Origin of the sequence: Bacillus sp. AFS073361, assembly GCF_002567005.1 — a bacterium.
Classification (GTDB): Bacteria; Bacillota; Bacilli; order Bacillales; family Cytobacillaceae; genus Neobacillus.
Genome location: NZ_NUZU01000010.1, coordinates 62875 through 78943, shown reverse-complemented (window position 1 = coordinate 78943; position 16069 = coordinate 62875). Strand labels below are relative to the sequence as shown.

Here is a 16069-nt window from a genome sequence, read left to right as displayed (position 1 = left end):
CATATGCTGACGTTAAAGAACGTCGGCTTCTTAGCCGCCTTCTGTGCCTACAATTTAATCCCGTTTAATTGCGTCATGCTCAGGTTAGTAACCGCCGGAGCTGGCGCTTTTTTTATTGTTCTGACGGCGTTTCCGCCTTCCATGTCGCGTTGGATGAGCCGTTTGATGTACGCCGAGAAGTTCGGATATTGGTCGACATGCTCCTTCATCTGCTGCTGAAACGGGTCCACCACGTTAAAACTTACGGACTTGTTAACGATTTTCTTCGCCATTCCTAACTACCTCCTAACTGGATGTTAACCGTTAACTACGTAATGACTAGTAACTAACTGGTTAATATACTGTATGGGCGTCTGATTGTCCGTGATACCACAAATTTTGCCTCCGTATAAAAAAAGTTATTTTCGTACATACTGTAGGTAAAAACGTATGAGGTGACGTAGCTTGTTCGGACTAGGAAAACCGCGAAGTAAATTCGGTAAGTGGATGGATAACAAAGGCATTGCGCAGAAGGATGTCGCCGAGAAGGCGCAAGTAAGTGAGATGACGTTGACGAGGATGTGTAACGATAAGGATCATGTGCCGATGATTTCGACGTGGGTGAAGGTGCAGCGCGCGTTGAAGTCGATGGGATACGATGTTGATAGCGATAAGTTTTTCGATGTATAGCGTAAAACGAAGAAAAAGCCCCGGCACAATTTCGCCAGGGCTTAGTTTATTAGATGAGCGTCTTTTCCGTAAATATAAACGTAGTAATCGCCAGGCTCCTTTTCGAGCGTCAAGTCGGCGCGATTATTTTCAAGGATATCGCGAATGGCGTCCTTAATATCCGATGCTTTGTCGGAAACATACTGGTCGCTACTTTTCGCCTTCAGGTGTACTTTAATGGAATCGTAGCCATATCCGATTTCCACGCGCTCCACTCCGTATGCTCCTAAGTGCTTGAGTATGATTGCGGAATCGTGGGCGTCGCGTTGTTGCTCCGTCATTGAGGACGCGGACATCGGGCGTGCTTCCGGCTCTTTCGTTAGCCCGCTATAGGCGCCCCAAGCGAACAAGATTGCGATAAATATATAAGCAGCGATTTTCATCGTAATCACTCCGTTTCAATTTACCTTATTTTACCGTATGGTACGTTATATGTAAAGACGGGCGTAAATATGCGTTGCCCGTCGTTATTTATTTCGTTTAAAAATCCGTTAATATAAGTTGTTTATACTTAGCCTATATCCATCATAAGCGTTAAAAATATACAAATATTCGTTATCGTAGTCTAACCCCTCAACATCTGCAAGAGTACCATTCGTGTTAGTAATCAGTGGCAAATATTCGCTTTCAAATGTTCCGTCACTCATTGGGATGGCTTTTCTTATTTGGTTAGCTCCTTTGATACCCATATAAACATTACCTTTATAAAAAAACATGTCGCTATGAACATCTACCACATTGGATTGCCATGTGTTCAGTATTTGATAACTTCCGTTATATCGATTAGGGTCGGTTGTATTCACATAAACACCGCTACCCAAGTTGTTTGTTCCTTTTCCGAGCAATATTTTTCTCAATGTTCTACATTCATTGCTAATCATGTAGATTATATCGGTGTTGTCATATCCCCAAACAAACTGGCCTTTAAACTCAGATGAAAGTTGGCTGAAATCCAAAGTTATTTTATCGACTGTGTTGTATTCTAGCACTGTATTATTTGAGTTAGTTGCCCATTCTTTAAAATTAGGCAATATCCAAGCGATAGGCGGCATTGTATATGACTTTGAGCCGTTGGATATTAATAACGAATTTTTTGAGGTTGAATAGTCCACTGTGTTCATATGCCCAAAATTTTGAGATATACTTTTCACTAAAGCGTTTGTGCTTTTATTGTACATTACCATATTCGCGTAAGTCGTATAATCATCTGTTACCGGTCCGGCACATGCGAAATAGTATTCGTCCATTAAAAACAGGCCTTGTGGCGAACCGTTACTTGTGTAATAGTCTGCAACCCCCAGTTCTCGAATCGGAACCCTTGTGCTTGAACCAAAATTAACGTATTTGCTCAAAAGACCACCGATATTACCAAGATTGTTGTACAAAAGTAAATATTCATTTTGAGAAACTGAGACATTGCCCCAAGTACCATTCTTCGTTGTTAGTGTATTCGTTGAAATATTATATACTAAGGCATCATTATCATTTAGAGTGCCATCTGGAATATCAATACTTGCATATCCACCAGAAGCAGTCCACCAAAAAAGTCTTCTGTAACGATCTGTGTCTAATTTCGGAATAGAGTAATATAAAATTTTATTATTAAAGGTATCGCTTTGAATGTTTATTACTCCACCCCTCAAAGAGAATAAAGCGTATGGTCTACCTGTCACAGATACTTGTGTAGAACCTCCTACACTCGCACCGTTAAAAAACAATGATGTTCCGTTGTCTGAAAGCTTATCTAAAGTTTGTTTATTAACAGGATTATATTGACTTGTTTCCATCTTACTCCAAGACATAAAAACACCTCCATATTAAGCATAATAAATTTTAAGATTAGCAGCCGCCAAATACGAGCTAACTCCCGCTACATCTATACTAGCTAGTGTTCCTTTTGGCACTAACATTTCTAATGAGTTATCAGCAGAATTTATTTTCACACTAGGTTTGCTTGAAGAATAAACAGTGGCATTTGATTGTAGAACGTTAGCTCCACTTGAACAAAATTGTTTATTTGTTGTATCTGCCGTCGTTGGTACGTATGTGCCAATCCCGTCATTTAATACGCATTTAAAATACTCAAAATTCGCATTGACACCTGAAGTTCTAGTTGTGACTGTTGATATATTTGATGGAATATTAAACGTTTTATAAGTCGCACTTAACTTTATTCTGATAAGTGCATTGGATGACGCCAAATAGCTGTCTAACTCCGCCGCAGTTGCCCCTTTCGTTTTTGCTAACCTTATAATTACCTTGTTTGCTGTCGAACCTGACCCAATAGTCATACATTCGTATGGATAAGCTGCCATTCCTGAAGCAAAGGTGACATAAGGCAGCCCATCACCATAAATAGGATTCGCTCCTGTTTGGTCAAACATCGTGGTTAAAGCTTGGACAGAAGGAACGCTATTATATGTTCCATCGTCATAACCACTTAAAGACCCGTAAGTAAATTGATTTACCGGCATTACCAAATAATTATTTTCAGGATAAATTACTGCGGCGCTTAAATTTTGTTTTGTATACGTAACCGTCTGAACCGCACTTGCATTATTGGCGCTATCCACTGCGTATGCCTTGATGGTATCGGTCGCCGTTAATGTTAATGACGCTGTATATTGTACTTTTGTTCCGCTTGATGTTGGGTCGGTATCATCCAACGTATACCAAATTGTAGCCGTTTCATTTGTACTCATTACCACCGTTTGAGTGTCCGTAAATGTTGCCGCAGGTGTTATCGTTAACACTGGCGCAGTGGTATCCGCTGGAGCCGAAGTAGTCACCGTTACAGAAGTACCACTCGCAACGTTATTCGCCGCATCCTTCGCCTTAACCGCGAAAGTGTACTGTGTTGAAGCCGTCAATCCACTCACGTTATAAGTCGTTCCGGTGACATTCGCTAATAACGTCGAGCCGTTATATACATCATAAGATGCCACGTCAGAGCTCGCTGAAGCCGTCCATGTTAAAGTTAATCCGGTCTGTGTCACGTTGCTATACGCAAGGTTTGTGACGTTACTAGGCGCCGTTGTGTCCGCTGGTGGCGTTGCATCAAGCGTGTAAGTAACAGACTGAACGGCGCTTGAATTTCCGGCAGTATCTTTCGCGAATGCCTTGAGCGTAGTCGTTGCGCTAATAGATAGCGGCGTTGTATATACCGCACTGCTTGTTGTAGGAGTTGAGCCGTCAAGAGTGTAATAAATGGTCGCCGTCTCGTTAGCGCTCATCGTAACGGACTTAGTGCCGGTAAATGTTCCGCCAGCCGTGATCGTTAATTCTGGCGCTGTCGTATCTGCTGGAGGTGTTACGGTGCCACTCCAATAATACCAACTATTATCCGCTACGATCCAAGCGGGTTGAGTTGTTCCGTTAGGATATGCCGTTTGTAAATCAGCCAATGTATTATAAACTAAGGAACCAGCGCCACCACCCGCAAACTCCACGCTATCAATCGTTAACTTACCGTTCGAATTAATGCCGAACCTCGATAAAACGCCCTCGTAATGCTGATTAAGAGAGGCAAAATCCTTGCTGATTAGTTGATTTACTCCGCCCATTCCGAGATAATGCTCTTTCGTATCGTAGGCGTAGAATAACTCGCCGTCATCTAAAGTCGGCAAGTTTGCGACCTTCCCTCGCTTTATCTGAATCTTATCTATTCGTATATTCGTCAACCAAGATCGCCTCCGTCTATAGAAACCGTTATATCGCCGGTGCCTCCGCCGTCAACCGGAGGAACTCCCGTCAATTTACCCGTAACTTTAAAGCGCTGAACATCACCGGAAAACTCATCACCATCCGCATACGTAACTGTCGGCTGGAAAAAGTAAAGGCCCGGCGTGGTTAAGTCCGCTTTATTTAATGTAACTTCGCATTTACCGCTCACCGCGTCAGTAATAGACGCTTGTTTTACTGCTAAAGTTGCGCCTTGCTTAATCGCAACACTGACGGTAGCGTCCTGGATTGAAACTGTCGCCTTATTACGAAGTACGGTAAAGCGCAAAATACTTCCGTTATTTCCTTGCACGATGCTGTCTAATGAAACGCTGAAATCGATGTATTGTTGGAACGCCAATTATTTCACCTCCGCAAAATAAAAAGGCAGCCCGTCAGGACCGCCGGTATTATTTATCCTTAAATCCGGTACCGCTCGTCGGATTATTCACGACCCCCGCTAACACGAGCACCGTCAGCACAGCGTTAACCACTTCGTTATATTTATCTTCTGCGAAATTTAGCCCGAATGCCTGCGCTACGATTAAGCCGAGCGATGCCACCGCAAGCCATAAGCCGTAGTTCTTAAACCGTTTCATGTTACTTCGCCTCCTCTTTACGATAATGCCAGCCCTTCGATTTCAAAAACGCTTCTAGTTCCGCTAGCCCCTTGGACCCTTCGTTATACCATCCGGTAATCACGTTGACTCGGACGGTCGGTTTCGGCGCTGGCTTTACCGCTTCGTCTAACTTCGCTTTTGTCTTCGCGCCTACTACGCCATCAACCGTTAACTTGTTTCGGGATTGGAATGATTTGACCGCGTCGACCGTTTCCTGCCCGAAGTCTCCGTCCGCACCAAACTTCGGAAGTTTCTCGCCGACCTTCAGCAGATTTTCCTGCAACTTCTTCACGTCCGCCCCCTTGTCGCCAAGCTTCAACACGGACTGAGTTGACGCCTTTCCAGGTTTATCGCCATAGTTAGCGACTTGCTTCAGAAACGCATCTTTGTCAAGTCCGGTCCCTGGGCACGTTTTCGGCGCATGCTCACGGTGAAACATAATCTTTGCTCCGCATTCTGTCGTTAGGAAATGCTGTAGCGCTAACATAGCGTCAAGTTGAGCGCCTTCTAATTTATCCTTTCCTTTGTCAAAATCGCCCAGCATCTCGACCATGAATGCGCCAGTATTATATCCGCTAATTCCGGCAGGAGTCTGGTTGAACGGACGCCCTGTCACGAAGGTTCCGTCCGGCATAAGCGTAACGTGCTGACCGATGTTATCCCAGCCGCGAGTCTTTACGTGATAGTCGTACATCCCTTGTTGTAACGCTAGATGATTCTTTCCGTTGAAATTACTATGATTAGGACGCCAAGTGTGATGGATTTGCGAATATTTGTATTTCCGCCCCTTTAACCGTGCGATTAATTGATCGGCTGTCAATATTTCAAACGCCATATTATTTCGCTTCCTTCCGTTAATTTTTTGTGGTACAATCTATCTAAGGTCGGCGCCGCAACTTTAACGTAGCCAACGAAGGGCTGCGGTTGCCGACTGTCTTATCCGAAAACCGCTACGCCCACCGTTGCTAATAAGCCAAGCACGGCTATCATCGTTCCCCAAACCCACTTCGTATTCGCCTTCATGTCGCGAATATCCTCGCGATTGTCTTCCGACATTGCCAGCGCTTTGTCCGCTTTTGCGTCTGCTTCGTCTGCCACTCGCTTAACTTCGCTCATATAGTCCATTTTCGTATCAATTCGCACAAGCCATTCGCGCAGTTCCGCAATGTCCCGGCTTATTGGTTCGCCCATCGTTGCGCCTCCCATCTAAGAGAACCTACGAAGCTACGTAAGGCTCTCCGGTAATTTGTTCGTATTGTGCCGGCGTAATAACTCCTTTAACCACCGCGTCGCCCACCATTGACTTCGTCCAGTAACCTCCGTCATAAAACCGTTTGATTCGTTCATACGTTAGCATTTACGCAACCCCTCCCATCATGACCGCATACCATAAATCCGCAATCTCTTGCTCGACGGTCGGCTTCGGTGTTGGTGCGGATGGAGGCGTGCCTGTTTCGACCCATGCGCCGTTCTTGAGTACCGGCTTCCAGTTCGGTTGTGGGAGCGGTTTGTCCGTGCAGTTTGCCGGGATTGGCGCCCCGTCTGCGATTAGTACGGGCTCGACGTATTTGCCTGCGCTATCATACTTGTAAACTTGTTTCACTGATAACACCCTTTCGTACTAGATTGTGTAGAATCGGATACCGCATAAAGAAATGGCTTGCGCATAACTAGCCGCTACTAGGAGAATCACGGTTCCGTCTGGATTAACGTAGATGGTTGCGCCATCGTTTGTGGCGGACCAGTTTTGCGCCACCTTGAAAATCTGAGTTTTCGGAGGCCTATAACCGGCGGGCAATGTCGCGAGGGTAACGCCTCCGCCCGTTGCAATAACAGCCCCGTCAAGCTCAACTGCGTAGCCGTCCTTTATATACCTCGGCGTTCTGTCTGAATAAACCGTTGTGCCATTCTGTAACGTTAAATTTACCGGCGTTGGCGTTTCTAAACTTACGGTGATAGTATCCGTGTTTACATCCGCCGAAACTTGGATAGGCGCGAGCCCTTCAATCGTCAATGTGTCCGATGGGCTATCCGCAACAACTGTCGATAAGCTTCCGCCTGTTTTTCCGGCTACACTCGAGAAAGCATTCGTAGCTACTTTCGCGTCAAGAATGTCCCAGTTTTCGTTAAATGATGCGCGTGATACGTTTTCATTGCCGAGAGGTTTCTTAATTCCTATTCGCGGAGTTAAATCCGGCATGTGATCCGCTCCTTTCTAAAGTGAAAAAGAGCCGCGATGGGCTCTTAATCTAATATTACTTACGACGCTTTTTCATCCAAGTCCGAATTAGTTGGTGATTTGTTTCCAATCGGTTGCACCTGTTCCTGTTGCTACAGCCATGTAACTGATTTTATTCGTAGTATCAACGTATACTTGACCAACATAATCAGCGTTTACAGTTGGTGCTGCTGTACCAGTACGAGCGTTTACAGGTCGTCTGTCCATTAAACCAGAAACAACAATCCAACTATTACCATCACTAACTAAAATAGCGTTGTTCTTAGAAACAATCGTAACAGCCGTTAAAACCCTAGAGTCATAAACAATGTTTTTCCCATCCGTCACGTTTAAATCAGCATTCACCGTACCTTGATTCAAGACAAACAAAATTTCACCTGACCGCCCAACGGGTGTAGGGATCGTAAATGTTTCCACAACTGTCTTGTTAAGAATAATCATTTTATTTGTAGTCGAGCTTATTACGTTTTGTCCGTTCGTATAAACCGTCGCAAACAATCTCACTTTGTTTTGTTTGCCTTCTGCTGTTAATTGAAAACCATCTGTACTTGAATTACCGTTATAGACAGATTTCGTTAAAAACTGTGTCGAGTAATCAGCAATAAAGGTAAAGGCACTATCCGTATCTTGGGCAACAAATCCATCAGAAAAACCAATTACCCCCGGTTCGCTATCCTTATGACGAACACGAACACCGTAATTTGATTTATTCTCAAAGTTTACTACATCAATTCCTTCGGTTGCACCATCCGTAACATTGTTGAACAACCCTATTTCTTCTGCAACGGCTGAGTTTGTTTTATCCTCCGCAAACAAAAACACATTATTGTTAATACCCCACACCCTAGTTAGTAAATCAACATCAAACCCTATATTATTCGGTGGTAATGACGGTGTAGCACTTCCTCCATCTTGAACTAAGTACCAACCATCTTTTATATAAATGGTTTTATTTGCAACGTCTACATAATCAACAATAGATGCCCAATGGTTAGGAGTGTGAAGGGTATCAATTAACATTCCTGATACTACTTTAGATAAATTCGTAGCATCTCCTGTAAATTGAACACTCAAACTAGCATAGGTAATTGTTCCGGTGTTAGTCGTAAATGTTGGGTTTTTACTCCTATTTGAATTGTAAAAAGCAACACTATCCCTATTTGAATATGTCGATGCCTGTTGGGTAGTTGTAAGGCCTAGCACCTGTGGTTTTGGGTTATCGCTTGGTTCATTTCCCATTGAGGATAGTACAGCAGCATTTCCAAAAGTACCAAATGTTTTCTTATTAAATACGTTTGTCTTTTGATTCGCCTTTTCCGCCAAAGACGACGTATTCTCGTTGACAGCTTTAACTAAACTACTCTTATCGGTAGTCTGCAACGTAGTTAAATCGCCAATACTATCCTCATGTTCTTTCGCCTTTGCGTCCAATGTGCGAAAATTCGCGTTAATTTCTTCACGTCTGAACGGGTCAGAACCAACCCAATCGTTCAATTTTAAATAATCCGTTTTATTTGTCGCCAATCAAAGCACACCTCCTATTGAATCGCTTCACTAAATTCGTCCCATGTATACGATTTACCGTCTAGCGTATCCCATGACCACGCATAACCGTCTAATTCGGTCCAGCGTAAGTAGCGATACACGTACTCGATTTCTAAATGGGCCGGCATAATGTCGCGCACTACCGCCTGAAGCGCATCCATGTTAATCGGCACGCCCGCAATATCGGTAAATACGATTTGAACACGGTACTCACTGGCAAACTCGTTAATATCCACTGTTCCGCCCGTGTAGGATGCGCACACGCTCTTAAGCATATCTTTCGTAACGGTTCCGGTTCCGCGCAGTCTCGACTTGACAGCCGCCCGCCTTTCGTCCAAACTCGACGTATAAGAGCGCTCTATCAAGTCCCACGTTTTAAACTCGAGCGTATCGAATAGGACGCTCTGATTCTTCATCGAATCCCAAATCGTGTATTTTGCCGCGCTAGGCAGTCCGACGAGGCGCTCCCATATTTCGAGTCCCCATGTCGCTCTATCTACGTGAAACTGGTCGAGTACATCGCCAATAGCGACATTCAGCTCGGATACTGCATCGGAGTCTGAGTCGATGATGGCGCGAGCCTCTCGTATATCTTCGTAAAATCTCGGTAAATATTCGATCATGTCAGCGTCACACTCCCGACCACACCGACTTGCTCATCGGTAGGCAGGATGTTCGCCGTCCCTCCGTTAACGGTCAGGCTTGCGTAGTCAATTACGCCAGGCACGTCGATTAGCAAGTTTGCGATTCGCGTATAACGGATTTGCTCGCCAGTGAAAGCGACCGACTTTAAGTAGTCCGCAAGTGACTCGGTAAACTGCGCTTGCACATCCGCAATGTCTGCGCCCGAAGCAAGCGTCATTGTAGCCGCCACATTAATCGCCAACTCAGTCGCGCCGACCACGGTAAGTGTTACGCCAATTGGACGCTGAGATTCGATATAATCCGTTGCCGCCGTTACGACCGACGGTGCCGGCGCTGTCTTTTCCGTATCAAGTAGGACGACTTTGACGGTGCCTCCGCCATTCCAAACCGGATAGACTTTCGCATCCCCAACACCCGCCACTTCTAGCGCCCATTGCTTATAGTGTGCCGCGTTGCCTGACGTTGCCGGCTTTCGTACACGGTCTAGCAAGCGCGCTAATAGCGCCTCGTCGTCTTCAGCATCGGCGCCCCCATCGAATACGAGAGCGTTTGTTACCGATACAATTCCGTATAAATCACCAGGTGCTAGCGCTGTGATGGTTCCAGCCGCCACGTTGCCCGCAAGTCCGGCTTCTTCCGCTTCTGCGTTGACTGTTGCCGTACCTCCCGTTAGTGTTACGTCTGCAAGCGTTACAAAGAACACCTCCGACTCAGTCTGCAACCGCGTTCCGGAAGGAACAACTTCGCCGTCAGGACCGGTCAATGTAACGGAGCCTTGCGCCTTTACCGCCGCTTTACGTGTGACTCCGTGCTCGCTCGCCCTCATATCGAGGTATTCGCCTTCGGATGTCTCCGCAAATCCTAGCGCCAGCACCGCATCCAATTCGATATAAGCGTTCGCAATCTCGATGGCTGCCGGCTTCGTTAAATCGTGTACGACCGAGCCTTCCCGCATGTCAATCGCGGGGTCCACGTTCTCAAGCATTGATCCGTGAATTAAGTCGGGCGTTTTATCCTCATACGCCATTTATCGCCACCTCCTCCGTTGTTATCTCTTCGCCCGTAGTCGTTACGACGCGAAATGAAATGTATAATTTATCGCCTTCTCGCGTTAAAAGTATGTCCGTTACTTCGTCGATTCGGTCGTCATAAATAAGCGTCTCTTCGACCATTCTCGGAATCTCCGAATCTAGGAGCGCCGCTGTGACATCCGCTCCGACTAAGTCCATTAACTCGGTGCCGTAATCATCCGTATAAATGGAGTGCTTGCTACGCTCCGTCATAAGCGCCTTTAACGCAAACTGTTTTAGGGCAGCGTCGCCGTCAATAAATCCGCCTATGGTGCCATTCTCGAAATCAATCGCCCATGTTTTCGAAGGTATCTCGCCTTCATCGGAAATCTCTGGTTCGTTAACTTCGTCAATTTCTTCCGGTGTGAGTGCCATTATTCCACCGCCTTATCTATTACGTAATAAAACTGCGAATCATCATCGCCGATTACAATAACTTGGTCGCCCGGTGCTAACGAATAGGTGGCGACGATTCCCGCAATTACTAAGTCCTCACGTTCGAGCAATAATCCGTCTGAGCCGAGCTGCACAGATAATTCGGGCAATGGCGTGACAACTGTCGCTAGTTCGATCGACACGTCGCGATTATGTCCATGCTTCCGCATGAGTTGAATCATTTTGGACGCCGCCGAACCTTCGATTTTCATTCGTTTATCCATCGCTACTACACCCGCCTTATCTGCATAAAATGACGGTCCCAATAACCGCTTGTATAACTTGCTTCCTTAACTCCGCTATTTCCAAGCCCGATGAAATATCCTTTTCTCGTTACGATGCCAACGTGAGAAACTCCGGCTCGATACGTGCCTTGGAAGAAGATTAAATCACCAGCCTGAGCGTCGTCTTTCGAAACTTTCGAACCCTTCGTAATTTGCGTGGAGGTGCCGTGGCCGATATTGATGCCCGCAGCTTTTTGGAATATAAACTGAGTAAAGCCGGAGCAGTCGCCGGTTCCGCCTGCGATGTTCTTGTTGCCGAATACATAACGAACTTTTCCTTTATAGCTCCGCGCGAGCTCAACAACATCATTCGCTTTTTCGCTTACTTTTGAGGATGGGGATGACTTGCCGTCAGTTGATTCGTCAGGCGCCTCGTAATTAATTTCGTTAAGCTCAAGCGTCTTAGAAACCTTCAACGACATCGTGTGCATTCCGTTAGGGTCAAATTGGTGCGAATCGGTAATCACGTAAAACCCTCCGCTAAGCCCCGTCATTTTCTCGGATACTTGAACCATCGTTCCGGCATAAACGGACGGATCGCCGAATGAATCTACGGTTGATTCGGTCGCCACTTTGTTGAGTTCTTTTAAAAGCGAGGCAGCGATTGGCTTTAACTTAGCGTCAGACTTATCGCCATCGTGCTCCTTTTGCCGCATAAGACCGTATTTTTTAATCGATGCCGAATCACTCACGGTTACGCCCTTAGCATCCTCTCCGCTCTTACCTGTATAACGAACAGAGTTACGCATGTCATCGATGGACGTCGTCATGTTTGCGCTTAATATGTTCGAGCCGTCCGAAATAATCAGGCGCTTCACTTGCTTCTTACGCTCACGCAAAACGAGTTTCCCTTTTTCGTTGGACAATAAATAAACCTTGCCGGTCTTCTGTCGAGTCTCCGTCAAGGCTATAACGATCATGTCGTACAAAGTTTTATCGCGTAGTATTAACTTAGGTATAACGTAGCCCGTGTCGTCGATGTGTCCGTAATCAATGTCGTACTTTTTACAGATAGACTTAACGATGGAGCTCGCCTTCATCTTAACGAATTTCTGTGAATCCGTATTTTTCGTAAGGTAGTGGTTGTAGTCGCGCACGGATATCTGCATAGTTCCGTCGCTTGTCATATCGGTAGAAAAAATGATGCCGCGAAAGATTTCCTCGCCATCTACTTTCACACGTACTTTATGGCCCACTTCTACAATTACGGCTTTAATCGTGCCATTCAGCGTATTGTTTAGCGATATCTCGCACGACCGACTTGCTTCTGTCACATCGCCGGACCAAGTGATGCCCGTAACCAATGGCGTCAAATAAATGACCTTCTTACCGATGTAATAAAATACCGAAACGCTCACTTCGGAATCACCAACTTCTGACCCGGATAAATTCTATTCGGATTCTTGCCGATGGTCTTTTTATTGGCATCGTAAATCTTGCGCCACTTACTGCCCGCGCCATACACGTCCTTTCGGGCCGCAATCTTCCACAGACTATCGCCCGACTTAACGGTGTATGACTTAAGTTGCTTAGACTTGGACGCTGGTGGGCGCGATTTAGACGAGCTCGAGCCCTTCTTAGGCTTCGATGTATCAACGACTTTGATAGAAGGCTGGCGATACTCTTTTAGTGATAGCGTAAAATAAACGTCTCCTGGCGCGCCTGCCTTTTCTGCTTCGACATCAAAGTCGCGAATCGTTACGAGGTGGTTGGCGCCGCTGATTCCTGTCACGACATATCGTATTGGTGCACGAGCACTCCGCCAACTTTCAATTTGAGCGACGAAACTAGCAGGCGAACGAAATCCGGAATAATTGCAGTATGCCGGGTTATAATCGCGAGGCCAGAACGTTGTTAGCGTAAAGTCCTTCAGACCACGGCGTCCGATATTCGTGACTTCGCCGAGACTTTCCACTTCGGTTTCCGTGTAGGCGAACGGGGAACTGTACGCATAGGATTCGGGATTGACGGGAAGCCTTAGTTTCGTTTTTCCGGATATTAGCCAATATTCGATAGCCATTATGCGCCAGCACCTCCTGCTGCTTCGACTTTCTTAACGAAGATTTCGAATAGTTTTTCCGCGTCCTTTTCAGTCGAGCCAGAGCCGTTTAGAGTGACGTTGAATGCGTAAGAGTTTCCGCCCTTTCCACGCCTGTAAGCGTCGGCTTCGGCCTTTGTTAACAGTTTTTCTCCTTTATGTGCAGAAATTGGATATTGATCCCGAGGGACTCTATCGATTCCTGCGTGATGACTAAAACCGCTCATAATACTCTTTGTTCTCGCATCGTTAAAGGTTTGCTTCGGCTTTTTGGCGGGACCGAGTATATTCTTCGTGCCTGTTAACGGCTTTGTTCCGCCTCCAGGATTTTTCGCTTTATCCCAATCAATTTTCGGTATGATAGGAATATTGACTCCTGGAATTTTGTTTATCAGTCCGATTAGTTTGTTGATTTCACCAATCATAAAGTTAACGGCGTCTGCTGCCGCTTGTTTTATTCCATCCCAGATTGCGGACATTTTAGCTTTAACGGCATCCCAATTTCGATAAAGCACAACGCCTGCCGCCACTAGTGCAGCGATAGCAACGATTACAAGTCCGATTGGATTTGCGAGCATTGCCGCATTAAGACCCCATTGTGCGAGTGTCGCTGCGATTGTTCCCGCTCTGTATGCAACCATTAGCGCGTTGATTGTTGAAATAATAGTCAAGGCCAGCATTCCGGCTCTTAACGTTACAAGCCCGGCCGCTAAAGCAATTACAGTCTCACGGATTGGCACCCAGTTGTCTCGGATAAAATTGGCGAAATCAAGTACCGCCTGCCCTGCATCGCGAATTTTATCGCCCATCGCCTGGATTTGTTCCGGTTTAATACTAGACATCCAGTTAGCGAACTGAAGTCCTGCGTCTTTTATTACCGGCAACAACGGTGTCATTACTTGAATCTGAAACGTTTCTAGTGCGCCTTTTAATATTTCGAGCGCGCCCGCTGCGTTATTCATTTTCTCTTTTGCGACGTCTAGCGCTGTTACTTTCGACATAGCCTTGTTAAATTCGTCTATCCCTTTTGCGCCTTCTTTATATAAAATAGTTCCAGCACGTATGGCGTCTGATCCGAACATGGCGTATAAAGCTGTTTGTCGTTGTTGCGGATTTAGTTTTTTCAGCTTATCGTGTAACACGCCTGCTATTTCGGCCATAGACTTAACTTTACCGTGAGCGTCAAAGAAGAGGTTGGCGCCTTGCTTAGTAGTGATACCCATCTCGTACATAGCTTCGCGCGCTCTTTTTGTTTTAGGCTCTAAGTTTGATAACATCGTCTTTAATGATGTACCTGCGTCCGAACCTTTGAGTCCGTTATTTGCTAACACACCGAGCGCTGAGTTTGTATCTCTAAAAGACATACCTAAGCCGGCCGCTACCGCAGAAACCATCGATAAGGAATATCGTAGTTCATGCACGCCAGTTGCCGAAGCGTTTGCAGTTCCAGCGAGGATATTGGAAGCTTGCTCCGCAGTTAACGCGTCGTCTTTGAAAGCATTTAGTGCTGTCGACATTACCTCGGCCGCTTCCGCTAATTCCAGTCCGCCCGCAGTAGCGAGGTTAAGCGCCGCTTGAAGTGCTCCGGATTGAACTGCCGCTGGAGTTATACCTGCTTTAAGTAACTCTTCAATACCTCTTCCTGCTTCTAGGGCTGAATCAAAATGTTATCGTAGAGGCTCTTTATCCTCTACTTCTTGCAGTTTCCGGCAAGTTCAGACTATCTCATCACCCTCGTCGTATTTCGTTAGGGTGCAGTGCGCTCGTGTCCGTTTCACCGTATCTTTTTAACTTAGGTTACTCCGATTAGTCGTTACACCTTCCTGACGTTTCCGTCTAGGCTTGGCTCGGTATTAGCACCGCCATTATGCGCTGAGCCTTCACCGAATTCACACTGTTATTTGTTCTACGGATTTCTCACGTAGTGAAGCATTCGTCTACTTCGTCTTTTGACCCATTTCAATCGCTAGGTCGGACATTTGTTTCATCTCCGCACCTGTTGCGCCGGTTAATGCCTTTATTGTGGACATCTGAGATTCAAAATCCATCGCCTTTTTCGCTGACAGAAACGCCACGCCAACAGCGCCCGCCGCTCCGGTTATAAGCCCTAGTTGCGTTACTGCTTCGCGCGCGCTATTACGCAACCCGCTCATGCTACGCCTTGCGTTTCTCATACCACGCGTAAATCCGGCATCGTTTAGTCGTAAGACAGCTGTTAAATCGAATGCCATTTAATTTCCTCCTTTCTACAAAATAAAAAAGACGGTGATTTGTTACCGTCCTAGTGATTCCCATGTAACAAACTGTTCTTCAGTATTATCTCCATAACCATAGTGCTTATGGAAATCCTTATGACAGTCTTTACAAAGTGTTATTCCGTTGTTCACATCAAAACGCAAATTAGGATACCTATTCCAACTATACAAGTGATGCGCAACTAGGTTACCGCCAGTCTTATCTAAACAGTGTTGACAAGTGTAACTATCTTTTTCATAAACTTCTTTTCGCCAACCTCTGTATTCTGGCAGTGCCCTCATTTTAATTCTTTCTTCGCTACTGAGGGAACCATTCCACATTGGGTTATTTTCACCTCTGTGAAACTTTCCGATATTTTTCTTATAACAATCGTTAGAGCAAAATTGAAATTTATGCTTTTCTAATCGAAATGGTTGAATAGTTATGCTTTCCCCACACCCAGAGCAGTTTGTGTTAATCCTTGCGTAGTTCGGGTTATTTTCAGCCTGCATTATGATTTTTAAATGCTC

General features: G+C 45.7%; 20 protein-coding genes and 1 pseudogene. 1 reads left to right on the top strand and 20 read right to left on the bottom strand.

Going from position 1 to position 16069, the window contains the following annotated elements:
• Positions 1–47 precede the first annotated feature (47 nt).
• Entirely contained in the window at positions 48–272 is a 225-nt protein-coding gene (locus tag COJ96_RS06100) for a hypothetical protein (RefSeq protein ID WP_098572076.1), read from the bottom strand.
• 214 nt (positions 273–486) lie between these two features.
• Here COJ96_RS06100 and COJ96_RS06095 point away from each other — a divergent pair, with 214 nt between their 5' ends.
• On the top strand, positions 487–669 hold the full coding sequence (locus tag COJ96_RS06095) for a helix-turn-helix domain-containing protein (protein WP_257148449.1): 183 nt from the start codon (positions 487–489) through the stop codon (positions 667–669).
• Between the two features lie 41 nt (positions 670–710).
• Here the strand turns inward: COJ96_RS06095 and COJ96_RS06090 are convergent, their stop codons facing one another.
• The 19 genes and pseudogenes from COJ96_RS06090 to COJ96_RS29575 all read right to left on the bottom strand — a co-directional run bounded on the left by COJ96_RS06090 (position 711) and on the right by COJ96_RS29575 (position 15841).
• Positions 711–1091 carry a hypothetical protein gene (locus COJ96_RS06090; protein WP_098572074.1) on the bottom strand — a complete coding sequence of 127 codons (381 nt, stop codon included), beginning with the start codon at positions 1089–1091 and terminating at the stop codon, positions 711–713.
• A gap of 108 nt (positions 1092–1199) precedes the next feature.
• Positions 1200–2510 carry a hypothetical protein gene (locus COJ96_RS06085; protein ID WP_098572073.1) on the bottom strand — a complete coding sequence of 437 codons (1311 nt, stop codon included), beginning with the start codon at positions 2508–2510 and terminating at the stop codon, positions 1200–1202.
• Positions 2511–2525: 15 nt separating this feature from the next.
• Complete coding sequence (locus COJ96_RS06080; RefSeq protein WP_098572072.1) at positions 2526–4388, bottom strand: chitobiase/beta-hexosaminidase C-terminal domain-containing protein; 1863 nt, start codon at positions 4386–4388, stop codon at positions 2526–2528.
• Positions 4385–4789 carry a hypothetical protein gene (locus COJ96_RS06075; RefSeq protein ID WP_098572071.1) on the bottom strand — a complete coding sequence of 135 codons (405 nt, stop codon included), beginning with the start codon at positions 4787–4789 and terminating at the stop codon, positions 4385–4387. Before COJ96_RS06075 ends, COJ96_RS06080 begins: the two co-directional genes overlap by 4 nt.
• Positions 4790–4838: 49 nt before the next feature.
• Positions 4839–5027, bottom strand: a complete 189-nt coding sequence (locus COJ96_RS06070; RefSeq protein WP_098572070.1) for a phage holin — start codon at positions 5025–5027, stop codon at positions 4839–4841.
• A 1-nt stretch (position 5028) separates the two neighbouring features.
• A complete protein-coding gene (locus COJ96_RS06065; RefSeq protein ID WP_098572069.1) occupies positions 5029–5883 on the bottom strand; it encodes a peptidoglycan recognition protein family protein in 855 nt (284 codons plus the stop codon).
• 101 nt (positions 5884–5984) lie between these two features.
• Positions 5985–6239, bottom strand: a complete 255-nt coding sequence (locus COJ96_RS06060) for a hemolysin XhlA family protein (RefSeq protein WP_098572068.1) — start codon at positions 6237–6239, stop codon at positions 5985–5987.
• Positions 6240–6264: 25 nt separating this feature from the next.
• Complete coding sequence (locus COJ96_RS06055) at positions 6265–6405, bottom strand: XkdX family protein (RefSeq protein WP_098572067.1); 141 nt, start codon at positions 6403–6405, stop codon at positions 6265–6267.
• A gap of 264 nt (positions 6406–6669) precedes the next feature.
• Positions 6670–7248 (bottom strand): hypothetical protein, encoded by a 579-nt coding sequence (locus COJ96_RS06045; RefSeq protein WP_098572065.1) that lies wholly within the window; start codon positions 7246–7248, stop codon positions 6670–6672.
• Positions 7249–7335: 87 nt separating this feature from the next.
• Positions 7336–8811, bottom strand: a complete 1476-nt coding sequence (locus COJ96_RS06040) for a hypothetical protein (protein ID WP_098572064.1) — start codon at positions 8809–8811, stop codon at positions 7336–7338.
• Positions 8812–8825: 14 nt separating this feature from the next.
• Positions 8826–9455, bottom strand: coding sequence for a putative phage tail protein (locus COJ96_RS06035; protein WP_098572063.1), 630 nt, complete (start codon positions 9453–9455; stop codon positions 8826–8828).
• Positions 9452–10504, bottom strand: coding sequence for a baseplate J/gp47 family protein (locus COJ96_RS06030; RefSeq protein WP_098572062.1), 1053 nt, complete (start codon positions 10502–10504; stop codon positions 9452–9454). The genes COJ96_RS06035 and COJ96_RS06030 overlap by 4 nt, the downstream gene beginning before the upstream one ends.
• Positions 10494–10922, bottom strand: coding sequence for a DUF2634 domain-containing protein (locus COJ96_RS06025; protein WP_098572061.1), 429 nt, complete (start codon positions 10920–10922; stop codon positions 10494–10496). Before COJ96_RS06025 ends, COJ96_RS06030 begins: the two co-directional genes overlap by 11 nt.
• A complete protein-coding gene (locus tag COJ96_RS06020; protein WP_098572060.1) occupies positions 10922–11206 on the bottom strand; it encodes a DUF2577 family protein in 285 nt (94 codons plus the stop codon). Before COJ96_RS06020 ends, COJ96_RS06025 begins: the two co-directional genes overlap by 1 nt.
• 5 nt (positions 11207–11211) lie before the next feature.
• Positions 11212–12624, bottom strand: coding sequence for a C40 family peptidase (locus COJ96_RS06015; protein WP_142332967.1), 1413 nt, complete (start codon positions 12622–12624; stop codon positions 11212–11214).
• Positions 12621–13286: a LysM peptidoglycan-binding domain-containing protein gene (locus COJ96_RS06010; RefSeq protein ID WP_098572058.1), complete on the bottom strand. Its 666-nt coding sequence runs from the start codon at positions 13284–13286 to the stop codon at positions 12621–12623. The genes COJ96_RS06015 and COJ96_RS06010 overlap by 4 nt, the downstream gene beginning before the upstream one ends.
• Positions 13286–14962, bottom strand: a pseudogene (locus COJ96_RS06005) (phage tail tape measure protein); the annotation flags it as partial. The gene COJ96_RS06010 and the pseudogene COJ96_RS06005, both read right to left, overlap by 1 nt.
• Before the next feature lie 279 nt (positions 14963–15241).
• Entirely contained in the window at positions 15242–15448 is a 207-nt protein-coding gene (locus COJ96_RS06000) for a hypothetical protein (protein ID WP_142332966.1), read from the bottom strand.
• A 129-nt stretch (positions 15449–15577) separates the two neighbouring features.
• Positions 15578–15841 carry an HNH endonuclease gene (locus COJ96_RS29575; protein WP_373561663.1) on the bottom strand — a complete coding sequence of 88 codons (264 nt, stop codon included), beginning with the start codon at positions 15839–15841 and terminating at the stop codon, positions 15578–15580.
• Between the last annotated feature and the right edge of the window lie 228 nt (positions 15842–16069).

Bases quoted from the DNA above. Each gene is read 5' to 3' on its own strand.
- COJ96_RS06065 (WP_098572069.1), bottom strand. From the start codon at position 5,883: ATGGCGTTTGAAATATTGACAGCCGATCAATTAATCGCACGGTTAAAG.
- COJ96_RS06090 (WP_098572074.1), bottom strand. From the start codon at position 1,091: ATGAAAATCGCTGCTTATATATTTATCGCAATCTTGTTCGCTTGGGGC.
- COJ96_RS06055 (WP_098572067.1), bottom strand. From the start codon at position 6,405: ATGCTAACGTATGAACGAATCAAACGGTTTTATGACGGAGGTTACTGG.
- COJ96_RS06025 (WP_098572061.1), bottom strand. From the start codon at position 10,922: ATGGCACTCACACCGGAAGAAATTGACGAAGTTAACGAACCAGAGATT.
- COJ96_RS29575 (WP_373561663.1), bottom strand. From the start codon at position 15,841: ATGAGGGCACTGCCAGAATACAGAGGTTGGCGAAAAGAAGTTTATGAA.
- COJ96_RS06035 (WP_098572063.1), bottom strand. From the start codon at position 9,455: ATGATCGAATATTTACCGAGATTTTACGAAGATATACGAGAGGCTCGC.
- COJ96_RS06070 (WP_098572070.1), bottom strand. From the start codon at position 5,027: ATGAAACGGTTTAAGAACTACGGCTTATGGCTTGCGGTGGCATCGCTC.
- COJ96_RS06020 (WP_098572060.1), bottom strand. From the start codon at position 11,206: ATGGATAAACGAATGAAAATCGAAGGTTCGGCGGCGTCCAAAATGATT.
- COJ96_RS06045 (WP_098572065.1), bottom strand. From the start codon at position 7,248: ATGCCGGATTTAACTCCGCGAATAGGAATTAAGAAACCTCTCGGCAAT.
- COJ96_RS06010 (WP_098572058.1), bottom strand. From the start codon at position 13,286: ATGGCTATCGAATATTGGCTAATATCCGGAAAAACGAAACTAAGGCTT.
- COJ96_RS06060 (WP_098572068.1), bottom strand. From the start codon at position 6,239: ATGGGCGAACCAATAAGCCGGGACATTGCGGAACTGCGCGAATGGCTT.
- COJ96_RS06100 (WP_098572076.1), bottom strand. From the start codon at position 272: ATGGCGAAGAAAATCGTTAACAAGTCCGTAAGTTTTAACGTGGTGGAC.
- COJ96_RS06030 (WP_098572062.1), bottom strand. From the start codon at position 10,504: ATGGCGTATGAGGATAAAACGCCCGACTTAATTCACGGATCAATGCTT.
- COJ96_RS06095 (WP_257148449.1), top strand. From the start codon at position 487: ATGGATAACAAAGGCATTGCGCAGAAGGATGTCGCCGAGAAGGCGCAA.
- COJ96_RS06085 (WP_098572073.1), bottom strand. From the start codon at position 2,510: ATGTCTTGGAGTAAGATGGAAACAAGTCAATATAATCCTGTTAATAAA.